The 14,415-nt window shown below is 67.4% G+C and carries 14 protein-coding genes; 9 read left to right on the plus strand and 5 right to left on the minus strand.

Annotated elements, in window-relative coordinates:
* Positions 1-56 precede the first annotated feature (56 nt).
* Entirely contained in the window at positions 57-2,474 is a 2,418-nt protein-coding gene (gene folP, locus QA609_RS06695; RefSeq protein WP_278301813.1) for a dihydropteroate synthase, read from the plus strand.
* 164 nt (positions 2,475-2,638) lie between these two features.
* Complete coding sequence (locus tag QA609_RS06700; RefSeq protein ID WP_278301814.1) at positions 2,639-3,298, plus strand: helix-turn-helix domain-containing protein; 660 nt, start codon at positions 2,639-2,641, stop codon at positions 3,296-3,298.
* Positions 3,299-3,335: 37 nt separating this feature from the next.
* On the opposite strand, the gene QA609_RS06705 is transcribed toward QA609_RS06700, so the two are convergent.
* Positions 3,336-4,058, minus strand: coding sequence for a fumarylacetoacetate hydrolase family protein (locus QA609_RS06705; RefSeq protein WP_278301815.1), 723 nt, complete (start codon positions 4,056-4,058; stop codon positions 3,336-3,338).
* A 106-nt stretch (positions 4,059-4,164) separates the two neighbouring features.
* Between QA609_RS06705 and QA609_RS06710 the strand changes: the two genes are divergently transcribed.
* Entirely contained in the window at positions 4,165-5,052 is an 888-nt protein-coding gene (locus QA609_RS06710; protein ID WP_278301816.1) for a sulfurtransferase, read from the plus strand.
* 389 nt (positions 5,053-5,441) lie between these two features.
* Here the strand turns inward: QA609_RS06710 and QA609_RS06715 are convergent, their stop codons facing one another.
* Together QA609_RS06715 and QA609_RS06720 are read right to left on the minus strand one after the other, a co-directional pair.
* On the minus strand, positions 5,442-5,702 hold the full coding sequence (locus QA609_RS06715; protein WP_278301817.1) for an amphi-Trp domain-containing protein: 261 nt from the start codon (positions 5,700-5,702) through the stop codon (positions 5,442-5,444).
* A gap of 60 nt (positions 5,703-5,762) precedes the next feature.
* On the minus strand, positions 5,763-6,887 hold the full coding sequence (locus QA609_RS06720) for an amidohydrolase family protein (RefSeq protein ID WP_278301818.1): 1,125 nt from the start codon (positions 6,885-6,887) through the stop codon (positions 5,763-5,765).
* Positions 6,888-7,011: 124 nt separating this feature from the next.
* On the opposite strand from QA609_RS06720, the gene QA609_RS06725 reads away from it, so the two are divergent.
* From QA609_RS06725 to dhaM, 5 genes are all read left to right on the plus strand, one after another.
* Positions 7,012-7,542, plus strand: coding sequence for a nucleoside-triphosphatase (locus QA609_RS06725; protein ID WP_278301819.1), 531 nt, complete (start codon positions 7,012-7,014; stop codon positions 7,540-7,542).
* A 444-nt stretch (positions 7,543-7,986) separates the two neighbouring features.
* Positions 7,987-9,150, plus strand: coding sequence for a hypothetical protein (locus QA609_RS06730; protein ID WP_278301820.1), 1,164 nt, complete (start codon positions 7,987-7,989; stop codon positions 9,148-9,150).
* A gap of 125 nt (positions 9,151-9,275) precedes the next feature.
* Entirely contained in the window at positions 9,276-10,280 is a 1,005-nt protein-coding gene (gene dhaK, locus QA609_RS06735) for a dihydroxyacetone kinase subunit DhaK (protein WP_278301821.1), read from the plus strand.
* A gap of 7 nt (positions 10,281-10,287) precedes the next feature.
* Positions 10,288-11,016 (plus strand): dihydroxyacetone kinase subunit DhaL, encoded by a 729-nt coding sequence (gene dhaL / locus QA609_RS06740; protein WP_278301822.1) that lies wholly within the window; start codon positions 10,288-10,290, stop codon positions 11,014-11,016.
* The gene (dhaM, locus tag QA609_RS06745; RefSeq protein ID WP_278301823.1) at positions 11,016-11,402 is read left to right on the plus strand and encodes a dihydroxyacetone kinase phosphoryl donor subunit DhaM; all 387 of its coding nucleotides are present in this window, start codon (positions 11,016-11,018) and stop codon (positions 11,400-11,402) included. Before dhaL ends, dhaM begins: the two co-directional genes overlap by 1 nt.
* Before the next feature lie 24 nt (positions 11,403-11,426).
* On the opposite strand, the gene QA609_RS06750 is transcribed toward dhaM, so the two are convergent.
* Positions 11,427-11,636 carry a hypothetical protein gene (locus tag QA609_RS06750; protein WP_278301824.1) on the minus strand — a complete coding sequence of 70 codons (210 nt, stop codon included), beginning with the start codon at positions 11,634-11,636 and terminating at the stop codon, positions 11,427-11,429.
* Between the two features lie 101 nt (positions 11,637-11,737).
* Entirely contained in the window at positions 11,738-12,154 is a 417-nt protein-coding gene (locus tag QA609_RS06755; protein WP_278301825.1) for a hypothetical protein, read from the minus strand.
* Positions 12,155-12,394: 240 nt separating this feature from the next.
* On the opposite strand from QA609_RS06755, the gene QA609_RS06760 reads away from it, so the two are divergent.
* Positions 12,395-14,389: a cation:proton antiporter gene (locus QA609_RS06760; RefSeq protein ID WP_278301844.1), complete on the plus strand. Its 1,995-nt coding sequence runs from the start codon at positions 12,395-12,397 to the stop codon at positions 14,387-14,389.
* Positions 14,390-14,415 lie beyond the last annotated feature (26 nt).

Here is a 14,415-nt window from a genome sequence, read left to right on the forward strand (position 1 = left end):
TAACCGTGCGGGGCGGTGTCAGTACTTTCATAATGGCGCCCGGCACCACGGTTGGTATGGAGTACCACGAGTCGGTCGACTACCTCGAGTCGCTGCAACGACGGCGACCGAAACTCGGGACGGAGACGACCGCGACGCTACTCTCGGAGCTCGGCCGACCGCACGAGGAGATCGACTGCGTCCAGATCGCGGGATCGAACGGAAAGGGGAGCACGGCGCGGATGCTCGAGCAAGTGCTCCGCGAGGACGGCCACGACGTCGGGCTCTACACCTCGCCGGACCTCGACGACGTGCGCGAGCGGATCCTCGTCGACGGGCGGAAGATTCCGAAGGAGCGAGTCTGCTCGTTCGTCGACGAGATCGAGAATGCGGTCGAACGGCTCCGAGAGGACGGGGACGCGCCGACGTACTTCGAGGTGCTCACGGCGCTTGCGCTCTCACACTTCGCCGCCGAGTCGGTCGACGTCGCCGTCCTCGAGGTCGGGATCGGCGGGCGCTACGACGCGACGAGCGCGGTCGATCCGATCGCAAGCGCGGTCACCAGCGTCAGCCTGGAGCATACGGACCTCCTCGGCGAGACGATCGAGGAGATCGCCCGGGACAAGGCCCAGGTCGCGCCCGCCGACGCGCCGCTGGTCACCGGCGCCGACGGGGCGGCCCTCGAGGCGATCCGGACGGAGACGGACGCGATCTCGGTCGGCGGCGACGGTGCGGACGTGGTCGCGACCGAACACGGGCTGGACTCGCCCGTCGAGAGCGCGATCTCGATAACGGCGCCGGAGTGGTCGGTCGAGACGAACCTCCCGCTTCCCGGCACCCACCAGGCGACCAACGCCGGCGTCGCGGCGGTGCTGGCCGACCAGCTCGCGTCGGTCGACCCCGAGATGATCGCACGCGGGCTCCGCAAGGCTCACTGGCCCGGCCGCTTCGAGGTCGTCTCGAGGGCGCCGATCGCGGTGTTAGACGGCGCGCACAACCCTGGCGCCTGCGCGACGCTGGCGGATCTCCTCGAGCGCTACGCGTACGACGAGCTCCACCTGGTCTTCGGCGCGATGACCGAGAAGGACCACGAGGGGATGGTCGAGGCCCTTCCCGACCCCGACTCGGTCTTTCTCTGCCAGCCCAACGTCCCGCGAGCCGAGTCGCTCTCGGTTCTCGCCGATGCCTTCGAGGGACGGGCGGGTCGGATCGACCGCTCGGGGTCGGTCCTCGAGGCGACCGAGCGTGCGCTCTCGCGGGCCGACGAGGACGACATCGTGCTCGTCACCGGCTCGCTGTACGCGGTCGCCGAGGCGCGCGATCGGTGGTCCCGACTCCAGATCCCCAAACGGACGGAGACGGAGTCAGAGGCCCGATCGGTTCTTCGGGGAATGGGCCTCGAGGAATCGACCGTAGCGACAACCGCCGAACGGGCCGTCAGCCGAACGGTCAAGACGTACCTGCGGGGACCCCAGGCCGATCGAATCCACGGGGTGTTCGAGGCGATCGGCGGGAGCTGTACGCTCTCGCCGACCGAGACTTCCACCCGTCGGGTAACGACGGTGCTCTCGGGAACGTACGCCCAGTTTCGGGAGCTGATCGACGAACTCGAGGACGACGAACTCGGGCTGGCTCACGTCTCGAGTCAGCTCCGGCGGATCGTCGACAACGCCGACCGTAGGAGAGACGGCGGACCGCTTCCCTGGGACCGGGAAACCGCTGTTATGGGCGTCCTGAACGTCACCCCCGACAGCTTCCACGACGGCGGGGAGTACGACGCCCTCGAGGACGCCGTCGCTCGCGCGAAGGCGATGGTCGAGGCGGGCGCCGACGTCGTCGACGTCGGCGGCGAGTCGACGCGGCCGGGCGCCGACCCCGTCCCCGTCGCCGAGGAGATCGACCGCGTCGTCCCCGTGATCGAAGCGCTCGCCGACCTCGAGGTTCCCGTCTCGGTCGACACGCGGAAGGCCGACGTCGCCGACGCGGCCCTCGAGGCGGGCGCCGAGATCGTCAACGACGTCTCCGGGCTCGAGGACCCCGAGATGCGGTTCATCGCCGCCGACCACGACGCCACCCTCGTCGTCACGCACAGCCTGGACACGCCTGTCGACCCCGATCGGGACGTCGCCTACGACGACGTCGTCGAGGAGGTCGTCTACGACCTCCAGGAGACGGTCCTACTGGCCGAGCGGGCCGGCCTCGATCGCGATCGGATCGTCGTCGATCCCGGGTTCGGGTTCGGCAAGAACCCAACAGAGTGCTTCGAGTTACTCTCCCGACTGGACGAGTTTCGGGCGCTCGGCTGTCCGGTGATGGTCGGTCACTCTCGCAAATCGATGTTCGAACGGATCGGCTGCGAGCCCGGGGATCGCCTCCCGCCGACGGTCGCGGTCACGACGATGGCGGCCGAGCGCGGCGCCGACGTCGTCCGCGTTCACGACGTCGCCGAGAGCGACGCCGCGATTCGGACCGTTCGGGCGACCGACGGCCGGTAATTTCGGTCGCTCTCGGACGGAGTGGCCTGGGGACCGACGACGAATAGCTTATGGGACTCCCATGAGCAGTGTGTGACATGACCACTCGACTCATCAGCGACGGTTCTTCGAGCAGCCGCGTCGTCCACGAACGCCCTCCCCACGATCGGTCCGACCGCTGAGCGATGTCGATCACAGTCAAAGCGTACGCGGAACACGAGCACCTCGCGCTGGTGCCGACGTTGCGACGAGCGGACGACCTCGAGATCAAGGTCCTCACGCAGGCCAACACCGACCCGGGATCGCACGTCTTTCCGTTTCTCATCGAGTACGCTGACGTCGGCGACCTCGAGACGTTTCTCGAGGCGGATCCGACCGTCGACGACTACCACCTCGTCGACGAGGGCGAGGACACCCACATCTACTACATCGAGCACTCGGCGGAGACGAAGCTCCTGAGCCCCGTCGTCACGCAGGTAAACGGGTTCATGTCCTGCGCCGAGACGAAGTGCCGGGGCTGGTTCGTCACCCTCCACCTCCCCGACCGGGAGGCCCTGACCACGATCTGGGAGTACTCCGAGGAGGACGACGTGAGCTTCGACATCGTCGAGGTGTACGGCCGGGCTCGCAACGAGACCGGCGTCGCCTACGGACTGACCGAGGAACAGGTCGAGGCGCTGACGGTGGCCTACGACTGTGGCTACTTCTGCGAGCCTCGAGAGATGGCCCTGAGCGACATCGCCGACGAGATCGGGCTCTCCTCGACGGCCATGAGCGGTCGGCTCCGACGCGGGATGCGAAACCTGATCTCCGCCGCGCTGATGGACGGCGAGGACCTCGAGTAGGCTCTCCGACACGCAGTTGCGAAACGGGGGCGAGCGACTACTCGCTCGAGTCGACGATCTCGTTTCGCAGCGTGCCGACGCCCTCGTAGGTGATCTCGACGGTGTCGCCGGGCTCGACCAGCCCCGGGTTCGCGGGGCTGCCGAACGCGACGACGTCGCCGGGGCGGAACGTAAAGCGCTTCGAGAGGTAGGAGACGATCTCGTAGGGGTCGAACAGCATGAGCTCCGTGTTCGCGTCCTGGCGTCGCTCGTCACCGATGTCGGTGTGCATGTCGATCCCCCGCGGGTCGAGATCCGTCTCGAGCCACGGTCCGAGCGGACCGGAGCCGTCGAAGGCCTTTCGCGCCGTGCGGCCCTGCTGGTCGAGCGCGTCGACGTCGTTCATGATGGTGTAGCCACGGACGACGTCGGGGACCTCCTCCTCGGAGACGTCGTGACAGCGCTCGTCGATGACCGCGGCGAGCTCGCCGGCGTAGGTCAGCTCCTCGGTGAACTCGGGGTACTCGATGGGGTCCTCGTGGGCCAAAAGCGACGCCGGCGGCTTGATGAAGAAGTCGGGCTCCTCAGGGCGCTCGTACTCCATCTGGTCGAGGGTTTCGGCGTAGTTGCGTCCGACGCAGTACATCGCCGATGGGTCGCAGGGCGGGAGGAGGTCGCCGTCGACGCCGACCTCGTACTCGGCGCCGTCGGCGCGAACGACGCCGTCCTCGTACTCGCCGGTTACCGGTCCGTCCGATGTGTCGATCCGTGCAAGTCGCATTGTCGGCGGTCTCGCGTCCAGCCGCGTAGCTCTACCGGTTTGGATTCGGACGTGTCGGCTCGGGCCGTGTTACGCTTTTCCCGCTGCTCGTCGGAGCACGCTTCGCATGAGCGAGTACGACACCGACGTGTTGGTCTCGGCCGACTGGGTCGAAGACCACCTCGAGGAGTTCCAGGCCGACGATCCCGACTACCGTCTCGTGGAAGTGAACAGCCCCGAGTCGCCCGACGAGGGCGACTTCCCCTCGAGGTACGACGAGGGCCACGTTCCGGGCGCGATCGGGATGCAGTGGGACGAGGACCTCTCCGATCAGGACCAGCGGGACATCCTCAAGAAGGAGGACTTCGAGCAGGTCGTCGGCGACCGTGGCATCAGCGAGGAGTCGACGGTCGTCTTCTACGGCAACGGCTGGATCCCCAACTGGTTCGCGCTGTTCGCCTACTGGGAGTTCAAGTACTACGGCCACGAGGACGCCCGGGTCCTCGACGGCGGGAAGGACTACTGGGTCAACGAGGACTACCCGCTGACCGACGAGGAGCCCGACTTCGACGCCGTCGAGTACACTGCGAAGGGGCCCTTCGAGAGCATTCGTGCCTACCAGGACGACGTCGACAAGGCCCGCGAGGCCGGCATCCCGATGGTCGACGTCCGCTCGCCCGAGGAGTTCTCCGGTGAGATCATCGCCCCCGAGGGACTCCGCGAGACGGCCCAGCGCGGCGGGCACATCCCCGGCGCCTCGAACGTTCCGGTGAAGACGAACCTGCGCGACGATGGCCGATTCAAGGGGCCCGACGAACTCGAGGAGCTGTACGCCGATTCGGGGATCGACGGCGACGAGACGGTCGTCACCTACTGCCGGGTCGGCGAGCGCTCGGCGATCGCCTGGTTCGCCCTGCACGAGCTGCTCGGCTATGAGGACGTGCACAACTACGACGGCTCCTGGACCGAGTGGGGGAATTTGATTCGGGCGCCGATAGAGAAGGGGGAGAACTGAGCAGCGCGAAGTTCTCCCAAAGGCGAGCGGGGAGCGAAAGCGACCCGCGAGAAAGGCGAGGGTGAGTGAGTGTAACGAATGAACCCTCAGAAAAGCGAGCGGGGAACGAACGTGACCCGCGAGCAGGGGGAGAACGACTGAGCGAAGCGAAATGCTCCTGGAAAGCGAGTGGGGAACGGACGTGACCCGCGAGCGGGGGAGCACTTCCCCTCGAGAGCGGGACCGACGCGCGGACGTCGCCCCACTCGGTCCTCGAGTGGGGCGTGAGAACTGCGCGAATTCGGCTCTGTGGGCCGCTGAGGCGGGTTCGTTGTTCGAGACTGCTACCGGCGACTCGAGCACCCCTCGCTCGAGCACCGGCTGGGCGCAACGAGTCGGCTACACCGGGACTACTCGGTGGGTTCGTCGTCGACTTCCCACTCGAGCGTGACGGTGATCTCCTCGCGGTCGCCCCCGAGCATCGGCGAGCGTTCCTCGACCTCGATCCCGTACTCGAGCGTCGAGGAGGGGGTCAGCGCCAGCGTCTTGTTGCCGACCTGGACGTCGATCGGGCCCGCTCCCTGTCCGCGGATCTCTCGGGCGAGGTCCTGTAGCAGGTCGGCTGCTTCGTCGCGCGAGACGTCCTCCTCGTAGTCCGTCTTCTCTGCCATGTACGTGTACCCACCGTGCGAACGGATATACGTTGGCGACGAAGTGGCAGGCTCGCTATTTTAGCGGAGTACGCCTGCGAGATTGCGGTACCGGATCGCTTCCTGTGCCGAGCGCTCGAGGTCGAAGCGGTCGAACAGCTCGAGCTGGGGGACTTCCTGACCGGGGTAGATGTAGTCGGTGCCGAAGATCAACTGCTCCGAGTGGGCCTCGAGAAACGCCTGCCCGAACGCGGGGTCGCGAGTGAGGGCGTTCCAGCCCGAGATCCCCGAGATGTCGCCGTAGAGGTTGTCGTATCTCCCGAGTAGCTCCGGGACGCGTCCGGGTTCGTCGATCTCGCCGTCGGGGTAGTCGCCGAGATCGGCCTCCTCGACGTCGGCCGCGACGTGGGCCCACCAGCCGTGGGCGTGCGCGAGAAAGTCCACCTCCGAGAAGGAGGCGACCACGTCCTCGAGTCGGGGAAGTCCGACCTCGTCCATCATCGCCTTCTCGTCGGTGTGAAACAGGATCGGGAGCTCGTACTCGGCACACAGTTCGTAGATCCGTTCGGCGCGGGGGTCGTCGATCGCCACGCCGGCCTTCAGTTCGCCGAACCCGCGAGCGCCCCGCTCGACGTATCGCTCGAGCAGGTCCTCGGCGGCGTCCTCGCCGTACACGAGGGTTCGCGGATCGATCGTACAGAACGGGATCAATCGATCGGGGTAGGCCTCGACCTGGTCGAGTAGCCACGGACTCGAGGCGAGCACGGGGTAGGCCTCGGGGGAGTCGAGCGCGAGGACGACGGCCCGATCGATCCCGTTGTCGTCCATCCATGCCACCAGCTGATCCGCACCGAGTGGCTCTCTATCGAGGGTTTCTTCGGGAATCAGATGGGAGTGGCCGTCGATCAGCGGCAACTCGTCGGCCGCCCGTCGAACGACGGTCCGATCGGCGGTTTCGTCGCCCGGTTCGTCCGCCGTCGCGCCGACCGATCCCGTCGTTCCGATCGTCCCGGCAGCGACGACCCCGGCGGCTCCTTCGAGGACGCGGCGTCGTACCGGTTCCCGGTCGGACGACGTTCGGTCACCGTCGTTCGTCGAACCCGACGCGTCCGACGAGGGAGCGGTGCCTCGTCCCGTCGCGGCCGACGTTGCGGCCGCTCGCGAGTCTGTCCGGGTCGAGCCGCCGTCGTCTCGAGCGGGAGTCATAGGGGTTGTCCGACGAGCAGCGTGAAAACGCTCGGGGGGTCGGTCGTTGTGGGGACCCGTCACGCCACGACTGTCGGACTCGAGCCGGTACCGCTACACCGCCACACTACTAACGAGACGACCGATGCCACGAAACGCCCTCGTTACCGGTCCGCCGCGAAGCGGGAAGACGACCGCACTCGAGCGCACGATCACCGCGCTTCGAGACGACGGGGACGACGTGGGTGGGCTCGTCTGTCCTGAACTTCGCGAGGACGGCGAGCGGGTCGGGTTCGAGATCGTGAATCTGGCGACCGGCGAGCGGGACGTGATGGCACACGTCGACATCGATGGCCCCGCCGTCGGCAGGTATGGGGTCGACGTCGCGACGGTCGATCGGCTATCCCGGGCGGCGCTCTCGACGACCGTCGACGACCGCGACTGCGTCGTGATCGACGAAATCGCGCCGATGCAACTCGAGAGCGATCGGTTCGTCGCGGCCACGCGGCGCGCACTCGACTCGGGGACGCCGGTCCTCGCGGCGATCGCGGCCAGCGGTTCGGACCCGTTTCTCGAGCGGGTGCGGTCGCGCGCGGACATCGTACTCTTCGAGGTGGCTCCGGAGACGCGCGACGCGCTCCCGTGGGCCCTGCTCGAGTGGATCCGACCGAACTGACCTCCCTCCACATTGCTTCCGCCCAGCCTCTCGGAACGACGTTCCGTTGGTCGGACGTCCCCGTCTGTCTGTGTCGTCGGTGACCTCAATATCAGATACCGTACAGAAATCACCGAACGGTGTTTCTCTCCCGCCGTAACCGGCGAACTCTAGAGCTGCTCATCCTCTCGTTCACGCCCCCGGAACGTTCCCCAACCCGTGAGGAAACTATTACTGATTGGTTGTGGTGTCATCACATGGCTCGCTTCGGACGTCGATCGAAGCGAGTACGAGAGGGCACTACGATGGGCGATGGTCCGATCAGTACCGGTACGCGATCCGTAGCACAGACAGCCGGCACGGCGAACCCGAGATGGGACGGGACGAACGGTGGAGATCGATCCGGTTCGAGACGGGCGACGAGCACACCAGCAGCGATTCGGTCGAAAACGAAGGTGATACTCCGTGCCGGTTGAGACGCTGGGGGCGGACGTCGTCGTCCTCCAGGTGTTCGGCTGGCCGATCGAGCTGTTACTTGCGATGCTCGTCGCCGCGTTCGCCGGCGGTGTTCTCGGCGCGGCGCTCGGGGCGCTCCCCGCGTTCGTGTTCACCGGGTTCATGGTGGTCACGGGCGAGATGGCCCGAATCGCCGGGATGGTCTCCCTCGAGGAGGGGTTCGGTCTCGGAGATCCCGCAGGAGCCGTCACTGCCGAAATCGCCTTCGGCGCCTTTTTCGGTCCGCACATCGCCTTCGCGGCGGGTGCCGCCGCGAGCGCGTACGCCGCGAAGAAGGGGTACATGGAGCCGGGATTCGGCGGGAACTGGGGCTACCACGACGGGAAGAACATCCTGATCGCGTTCGCCGGCAAACACGACGACGTGTTGCTCGTCGGGGGTGCGTTCGGCGTTCTCGGCTTCCTGGTGTTTTTCGTCTCCGACGGTCTCGGACTGCCCTGGGATCCGATCGCGATGGGTGTCGTAATCTCGGCGCTCGCACACCGACTCGCGCTGGGGTACGGTGCGATCGGGGACGTTCGTGCCGACGGGCTCCTCGACGTCTCCCCGTTCGAGCGCGAGGACGACCACGAGACCGAGGGTGAGGCCGGCGAGCCGAATCCCCGACTCGACGTCGAGCCGTGGCTGCCGTGGTTCTACCGGTGGTCCGGCGTCACCATCATCGGGTTCGCGTTCGGCGTCCTCGGGGGACTCACGTTCTGGGCGACCGGCAGTCCGTACCTGGCGTTCGGGATCAGCGCGGCCAGCCTGGTCTTTCTCAACCTCAGTATCACCGACGACTTCGCCATCTTCCAGGTGCCGGTGCCCGTCACGCACCATATCACGCTCCCGGCGGCGACGGCACCGATGGCCTACGCCGGTCTGACGCTGGCCGACGCCACCCCGAGCGCCGCCCAGGCGGAGCTCCTGCTGGCCGAGGCGATCGTCCTCGGGGCGATCTTCGGCGTTCTCGGTGCTCTGTTCGGTGAACTCTCCCAGCGGATCTTCTACATGCACGGCGACACCCACTGGGATCCGCCCGCGACCAGCATCGTCGCGACGACGTTCGTCATCGCGATCCTCGCGCTCGTCGGCGTCTTCCCGACCTCGGGCTGGGTCCCGCTCCCGGTCTGATCCGACCGCGGTCGCTGACCGGCGGCGGAATCGTCGCCGTTCTCTACGCTTCGGCCCCACTTTTCGCTCGACGCGGGGACGAGCAAGCGTTATCGTGCTATGTGTCTACAATTCCCGTGAGGAGTATGAAGAAACTCATCAACGAACCGGACGCGGTCGTCGACGAGATGCTCGAGGGGATGGTCGCGGCGCATCCGAACCTGCGGCGACTCGAGGGAACGGAAGCGGTCGTCCGGGCCGATGCGCCCGTCGAGGGAAAGGTCGGCATTGTCTCGGGGGGCGGCAGCGGCCACGAGCCGACCCACGCGGGGTACATCGGCGACGGGATGCTCGACGGTGCGGCCGCGGGTGAGGTGTTCACCTCGCCGACGGCCGACCAGTTGAGCGAGATGATCCAGGCCTGCGACGGCGGCGAGGGGGTGTTCTGCGTCGTCAAGAACTACGAGGGCGACGTGATGAACTTCGAGACGGCGATCGAGATGGCCGAGATGGAGGCCGACACCGACGTCGGGTACGTCGTCGTCGACGACGACGTCGCCGTCGAGGACTCGCTGTACACGTCCGGCCGTCGCGGAGTCGCCGGGACGATCTTCGTTCACAAAGCCGCCGGCGCGATGGCCCACCGGGGCGCCGACCTGACGGAGATCGAACGCGTCGCCGAGAAGGTCAACGACTGCGTCGGAACGATGGGGACGGCGCTCACCTCCTGTGTCACGCCCGAGAAGGGCGAGCCGACGTTCGATCTCGGCGAGGACGAGATCGAGCTCGGAATCGGCATTCACGGCGAACCGGGGACCGAACGCACCGAGGTCATGTCCGCTGACGAGATCACCGACCACCTCGCCGAGGCCGTCCTCGAAGACCTCGAGCTCGAGTCGGGTACCGAGGTCGCGACGATCGTCAACGGGATGGGCGGAACGCCGCTGATGGAGCTGTACGTGGTCAACCGCCGGCTCCAGGCGCTACTCGAGGATCGCGGGCTCGAGACCTGGAACGCTCGGGTCGGCGACTACATGACCTCGCTGGACATGATGGGGTGTTCGATCACGGTGCTCGAACTCGACGACGAGCTGAAGGAGCTACTCGCGTACCCGGCCGAGACGCCCGGATTGACCGTAACGGAGGGCTAAACGCGGGATGGATCGAGCAACCCAGTCCGAGGCGATCCGCGAGGCGACGGCGGCGATGGCCGACCGGATGGCAGCGGAGAAATCCTTCCTGACCGACCTCGACTCCGCGATCGGCGACGCCGACCACGGCGCGAACATGAACCGTGGATTTCAGGCCGCCCTGGAGCGACTCGAGGACGCTGACGACGATCCCGCCACCCTCGTCAAGACCGTCGGTGTCGCGCTCGTCTCGGAGGTCGGCGGCGCCGCCGGCCCGCTGTACGGCGGATCGCTGATGAAGGCGAGCGGGGAGCTCGAGGACGGCGTCACCGCCGAGTCGTCGGTCGCGTTCGCCGAGCGCTACCTCGAGACGGTCGAGGAACGGGGGAAAGCCTCCGTCGGGGACAAGACGATGGTCGACGCGATCACGCCCGCGGTCCATACCTACAAGAAGGCGATCGAGGTCGACGACCACGACCCCCTCGAGGCGCTGGGGAAGGCCGTCGACGCGGCCGAGCGCGGCGTCGCGTTTACGACGCCGATACGCGCGAAAAAGGGGCGGGCGTCGTACCTCGGCTGGCGGTCCGTCGGCCACCAGGATCCCGGTGCGACCAGTACCCTCTACCTGCTCGAGGAGCTGTTCGCGGTCGCTGAGGAGCACCTTGACGGCGACGTCGAGATCGACGCCGAAGCCGACGTCGACCCCGAGGAGCTCGAGGAAGCCGCCGCCGACGGGAACGGCGGCGGAGGCCCCTGATGGTCGGGATCGTCGTGGTCTCACACAGCGAACGAGCCGCCGAGGGGATCCGCGAGATCGCCCGGGAGATGGGCGGCGACGCCCGGATCGAGGCGGTCGGCGGAACCGAGGACGGCCGAATCGGGACGACGCCGGGGCCGATCCGGGAGGCGGTCGAGGCGGCTGACGGAAGCGGCGAGGGGGTCGTCGTCCTCGTCGATCTCGGCAGCGCCGTGATGAACGCCGAGCTGGCCCTCGAGGAGGCCGCCGTCGACGAGGCGGTCGTCGCGGACGCACCGGTCCTCGAGGGAGCACTCAACGCGGCCGTCGCGGCGACCGCGCCGGACGCGACCGTCGAGGCGGTCCGCGAGGCTGCAGAGGACGCTGCCGACGTCTCGAAGCTGTAGTCGCGTGCGGCCACCGAGCGACCGTCAGCGTTCGACCAGAAGGAACGTTCGAGCGCCGCGGCGTTCGAGGGAGACGCGGTCGGTCTCGAGGTTCGCGTCGACGTACGTCTGGATCTCGTCGAGGTGAAGCGAGGAGACGTCGACTCGGCGTCTGGGTGCCTCGACCGTCGCAGCGGCGTCGGTCGGCTCGGTTCGTTGGCTCCGGGCGTCGATCCGCAGTACGGTCTGGGACATACCTATCGATCGGGCGGACGGAACGTCAATCCGAGCCGTCCGGAGTGAAAGTGAAAGTACGGGAGGTCGGATCGGGCGTCGAATTCGATCGGCTCGGCGAGCTACTCGAGGGGTTTGACCGAAACGGTCGTCGAGCCGTCGGGTGTTTCGAGCGCGACCGTCTCGGCGATCGCGGTCCGCGCTCGCTCCCGCCACGTGTCGACCGCCTCGGCGTGGCGCTTTCGAACTCGTTCGGTTTCGTCCGACGGCACGTCCTCGCGTTCGTCCTCGAGAATGGGGTAGTTCGCGACTGTCTCGTCCTCGAGGAGCGTCTCGGGCTGGACGTGGACGGCGCCGGTAACGCGAGTGTCGTCGGCGCGGTAGACGTGAATCCGGGCCCGCATTCGACCGTGAAACGGCGGCGTCATGCGGAGGACCGCCGCTCCGGGATTCTCGCGTCCGTAGACGAAGGCGTCGACCACGTCGTCTCTCGAGACGGCGATCGAGCGAATCGCCGACGGGTCCGCATCGGCTGTCATCGATCCGTAGTACGGATCCGGCAGTGTTAACGGCGGCGGGTTGCCCTCGCTTCGTGGCCGCGATCGATCCGCTCGACCCGACCCGGCAATGGAATAGCTAGCCCTTGATGTGTCGGGCGGGTAACGGTCCGGACGATGGAAGGGCTGCGGGACGCAGGCGAGTTGAGTGCCGTCGCCGTCGCGGGAGAGTCGCCGATCGCGATCCCGTTCGACGATCCGATCCTTATCTTCGGACTCGCGATGGTGATCTTCCTGGTCGCGCCGCTGGTACTCAAACGCTACCGGCTACCGGGGATCGTCGGGATCATCCTCGTCGGCGCCGCGATCGGTCCGAACGGCGTCCACCTGCTCGAGCGCGACGCGACGATCCAGCTGCTCGGCGAGGTCGGGCTCGTCTACCTGATGTTCGTCGCGGGCCTCGAGATCAATCTCAACCAGTTCGTCGAGTACAAGGACCGCAGCATCGTCTTCGGGCTGCTCTCCTTTCTCATCCCGCAGGCCGTCGGCACGGTCGTGGGCGTCTACCTCCTCGATCTGACCGTCGCGGCGGCGTCGCTGTTCGCCGCTATCTTCGCTTCACACACGCTGCTCGCGTACCCCGTGGTCAACCGTCTCGGAATCGCGTCCAACGAGGCGGTAACCGCGACGATCGGCGGAACGATCCTGACCGACACCCTCGCCCTGCTCGTGCTCGCGGTCGTGGTCGCCTCCACCGACGGGGCGCTCGACGCCGCGTTCTGGCTGCAGCTCGGGGTCGGACTGACCGTCTTCTTCGTCGGCGTCTGGCTGCTCGTCCCCCGGCTCGGACGGTGGTTCTTCCGCGGCCACGCCGAGGAGAGTTACTTCGAGTTCCTGTTCGTGATGGCCGTCCTCTTTCTCTGTGCGTTTCTGGCCGAACTCGTCGGCGTCGAACACATCGTCGGCGCCTTCCTCGCCGGGCTCGCGCTCAACCGCCTGGTTCCGGAGACGGGTCCGCTGATGAACCGTATCGAGTTCGTCGGCAACGCCCTGTTTATCCCCTTCTTCCTGCTGTCGGTCGGGATGCTCGTCGACGCCCGCGTCCTCCTTGCGGGCGCCGACACGCTGGCCATCGCCGGCTCGCTGATCGTCATGGTCTTTACGACGAAGTACGCCGCGGCGTGGGCGACCGGACGGCTCTACGGCTACGACGGCGACGAGATCGCGAGTATGTTCGGCCTCTCGGTCGGTCAGGCCGCGGCTGCGCTCGCGATCGTCCAGATCGGCTTCGACGCCGGCGTCCCCGGGTTCGGACTCGAGATGATCAACGCGGTCGTACTGATGATCCTCGTCGTCGCCCTCGTCAGCCCCGCCGTCGTCGAGCGCTCCGGCGGCGTCCTCGCCCGGAACCGCGAGCAGCGACCCTACGATCCCAGCGAGACGCCACAGCGGATCCTCGTTCCGGTGTCGAGCGAGTCGCGACACGCCGAATCCCTGCTGGATCTCGCCTTCGCGATCCGCGACGCGCGCGTCGGAGAACCGGTGCGCGCGGTCTCGGTCGTCCGCCCGGAGTCGGTCGCGCGAACCCGATCCCGGGTCGACGCGGCCGAGGACCGGATCGAGACCCTCGAGGAGTACGCCGCGGGCGCGGAGGTTCCCCTCGAGGGTCGCGCGCGGATCGATCACAACGTCGCCTCGGGGATCGTCCGTTCGGCGCTGGAGAACCGGATCTCGACGCTCGTCATCGGCTGGGACGGCGCCCGCTCGCGGGAACAGCGAGTGTTCGGCCACACGATCGATCAGGTGCTGCGCCGAACCACGCAATTGACGCTGGTCGGGCGGGTCCGCGAACCGCTCAACACGACCCGTCGGATCGTTCTGGTTCTCCCGCCGGGGATCGACCGCAACGACGGCTTCCCGGAGGCGGTCCATACGGCGAAACTCGTCGCCGAGCGAACCGGAGCCCCGATCCGCGTCCTCGCGCTCGAGGACGACCCCGAACGGCTCGAGGAGCTGGTCGCCGCCGTCGAGCCGGACGGCTCCGGGGCGATCGAGTCGGTGGCCGACTGGACCGCGCTGCGCTCGCGGCTGCGTGAGGACGTGCGGGCCGAGGACCTCGTCGTCTGTGTGAGCTCCCGGCGGGACGATCCCGGTTGGCACCCCGAGTTGCAGACGCTCCCCAAGCGCATCTCCCGGCTCACAGAGGGCAACTTCGTGATCATGTACCCCGCGACCGAGGAGCGCGAGGACGATCGGCGGTTCCTCCGGCTCGCGTAGTACCGACACCCATACCACACAGAGAA

It is taken from the genome of Natronococcus sp. A-GB7 (assembly GCF_029688865.1).
Lineage (GTDB): Archaea > Halobacteriota > Halobacteria > Halobacteriales > Natrialbaceae > Natronococcus.

Coding starts and splice junctions, on each gene's coding strand:
- QA609_RS06705 (WP_278301815.1), bottom strand. CDS start 4,058: ATGCGACTTGCACGGATCGACACATCGGACGGACCGGTAACCGGCGAG.
- QA609_RS06720 (WP_278301818.1), bottom strand. CDS start 6,887: ATGACTCCCGCTCGAGACGACGGCGGCTCGACCCGGACAGACTCGCGA.
- dhaM (WP_278301823.1), top strand. CDS start 11,016: ATGGTCGGGATCGTCGTGGTCTCACACAGCGAACGAGCCGCCGAGGGG.
- QA609_RS06760 (WP_278301844.1), top strand. CDS start 12,395: ATGGTGATCTTCCTGGTCGCGCCGCTGGTACTCAAACGCTACCGGCTA.
- QA609_RS06715 (WP_278301817.1), bottom strand. CDS start 5,702: ATGGCAGAGAAGACGGACTACGAGGAGGACGTCTCGCGCGACGAAGCA.
- folP (WP_278301813.1), top strand. CDS start 57: ATGGAGTACCACGAGTCGGTCGACTACCTCGAGTCGCTGCAACGACGG.
- QA609_RS06700 (WP_278301814.1), top strand. CDS start 2,639: ATGTCGATCACAGTCAAAGCGTACGCGGAACACGAGCACCTCGCGCTG.
- dhaL (WP_278301822.1), top strand. CDS start 10,288: ATGGATCGAGCAACCCAGTCCGAGGCGATCCGCGAGGCGACGGCGGCG.
- dhaK (WP_278301821.1), top strand. CDS start 9,276: ATGAAGAAACTCATCAACGAACCGGACGCGGTCGTCGACGAGATGCTC.
- QA609_RS06750 (WP_278301824.1), bottom strand. CDS start 11,636: ATGTCCCAGACCGTACTGCGGATCGACGCCCGGAGCCAACGAACCGAG.
- QA609_RS06710 (WP_278301816.1), top strand. CDS start 4,165: ATGAGCGAGTACGACACCGACGTGTTGGTCTCGGCCGACTGGGTCGAA.
- QA609_RS06725 (WP_278301819.1), top strand. CDS start 7,012: ATGCCACGAAACGCCCTCGTTACCGGTCCGCCGCGAAGCGGGAAGACG.
- QA609_RS06755 (WP_278301825.1), bottom strand. CDS start 12,154: ATGACAGCCGATGCGGACCCGTCGGCGATTCGCTCGATCGCCGTCTCG.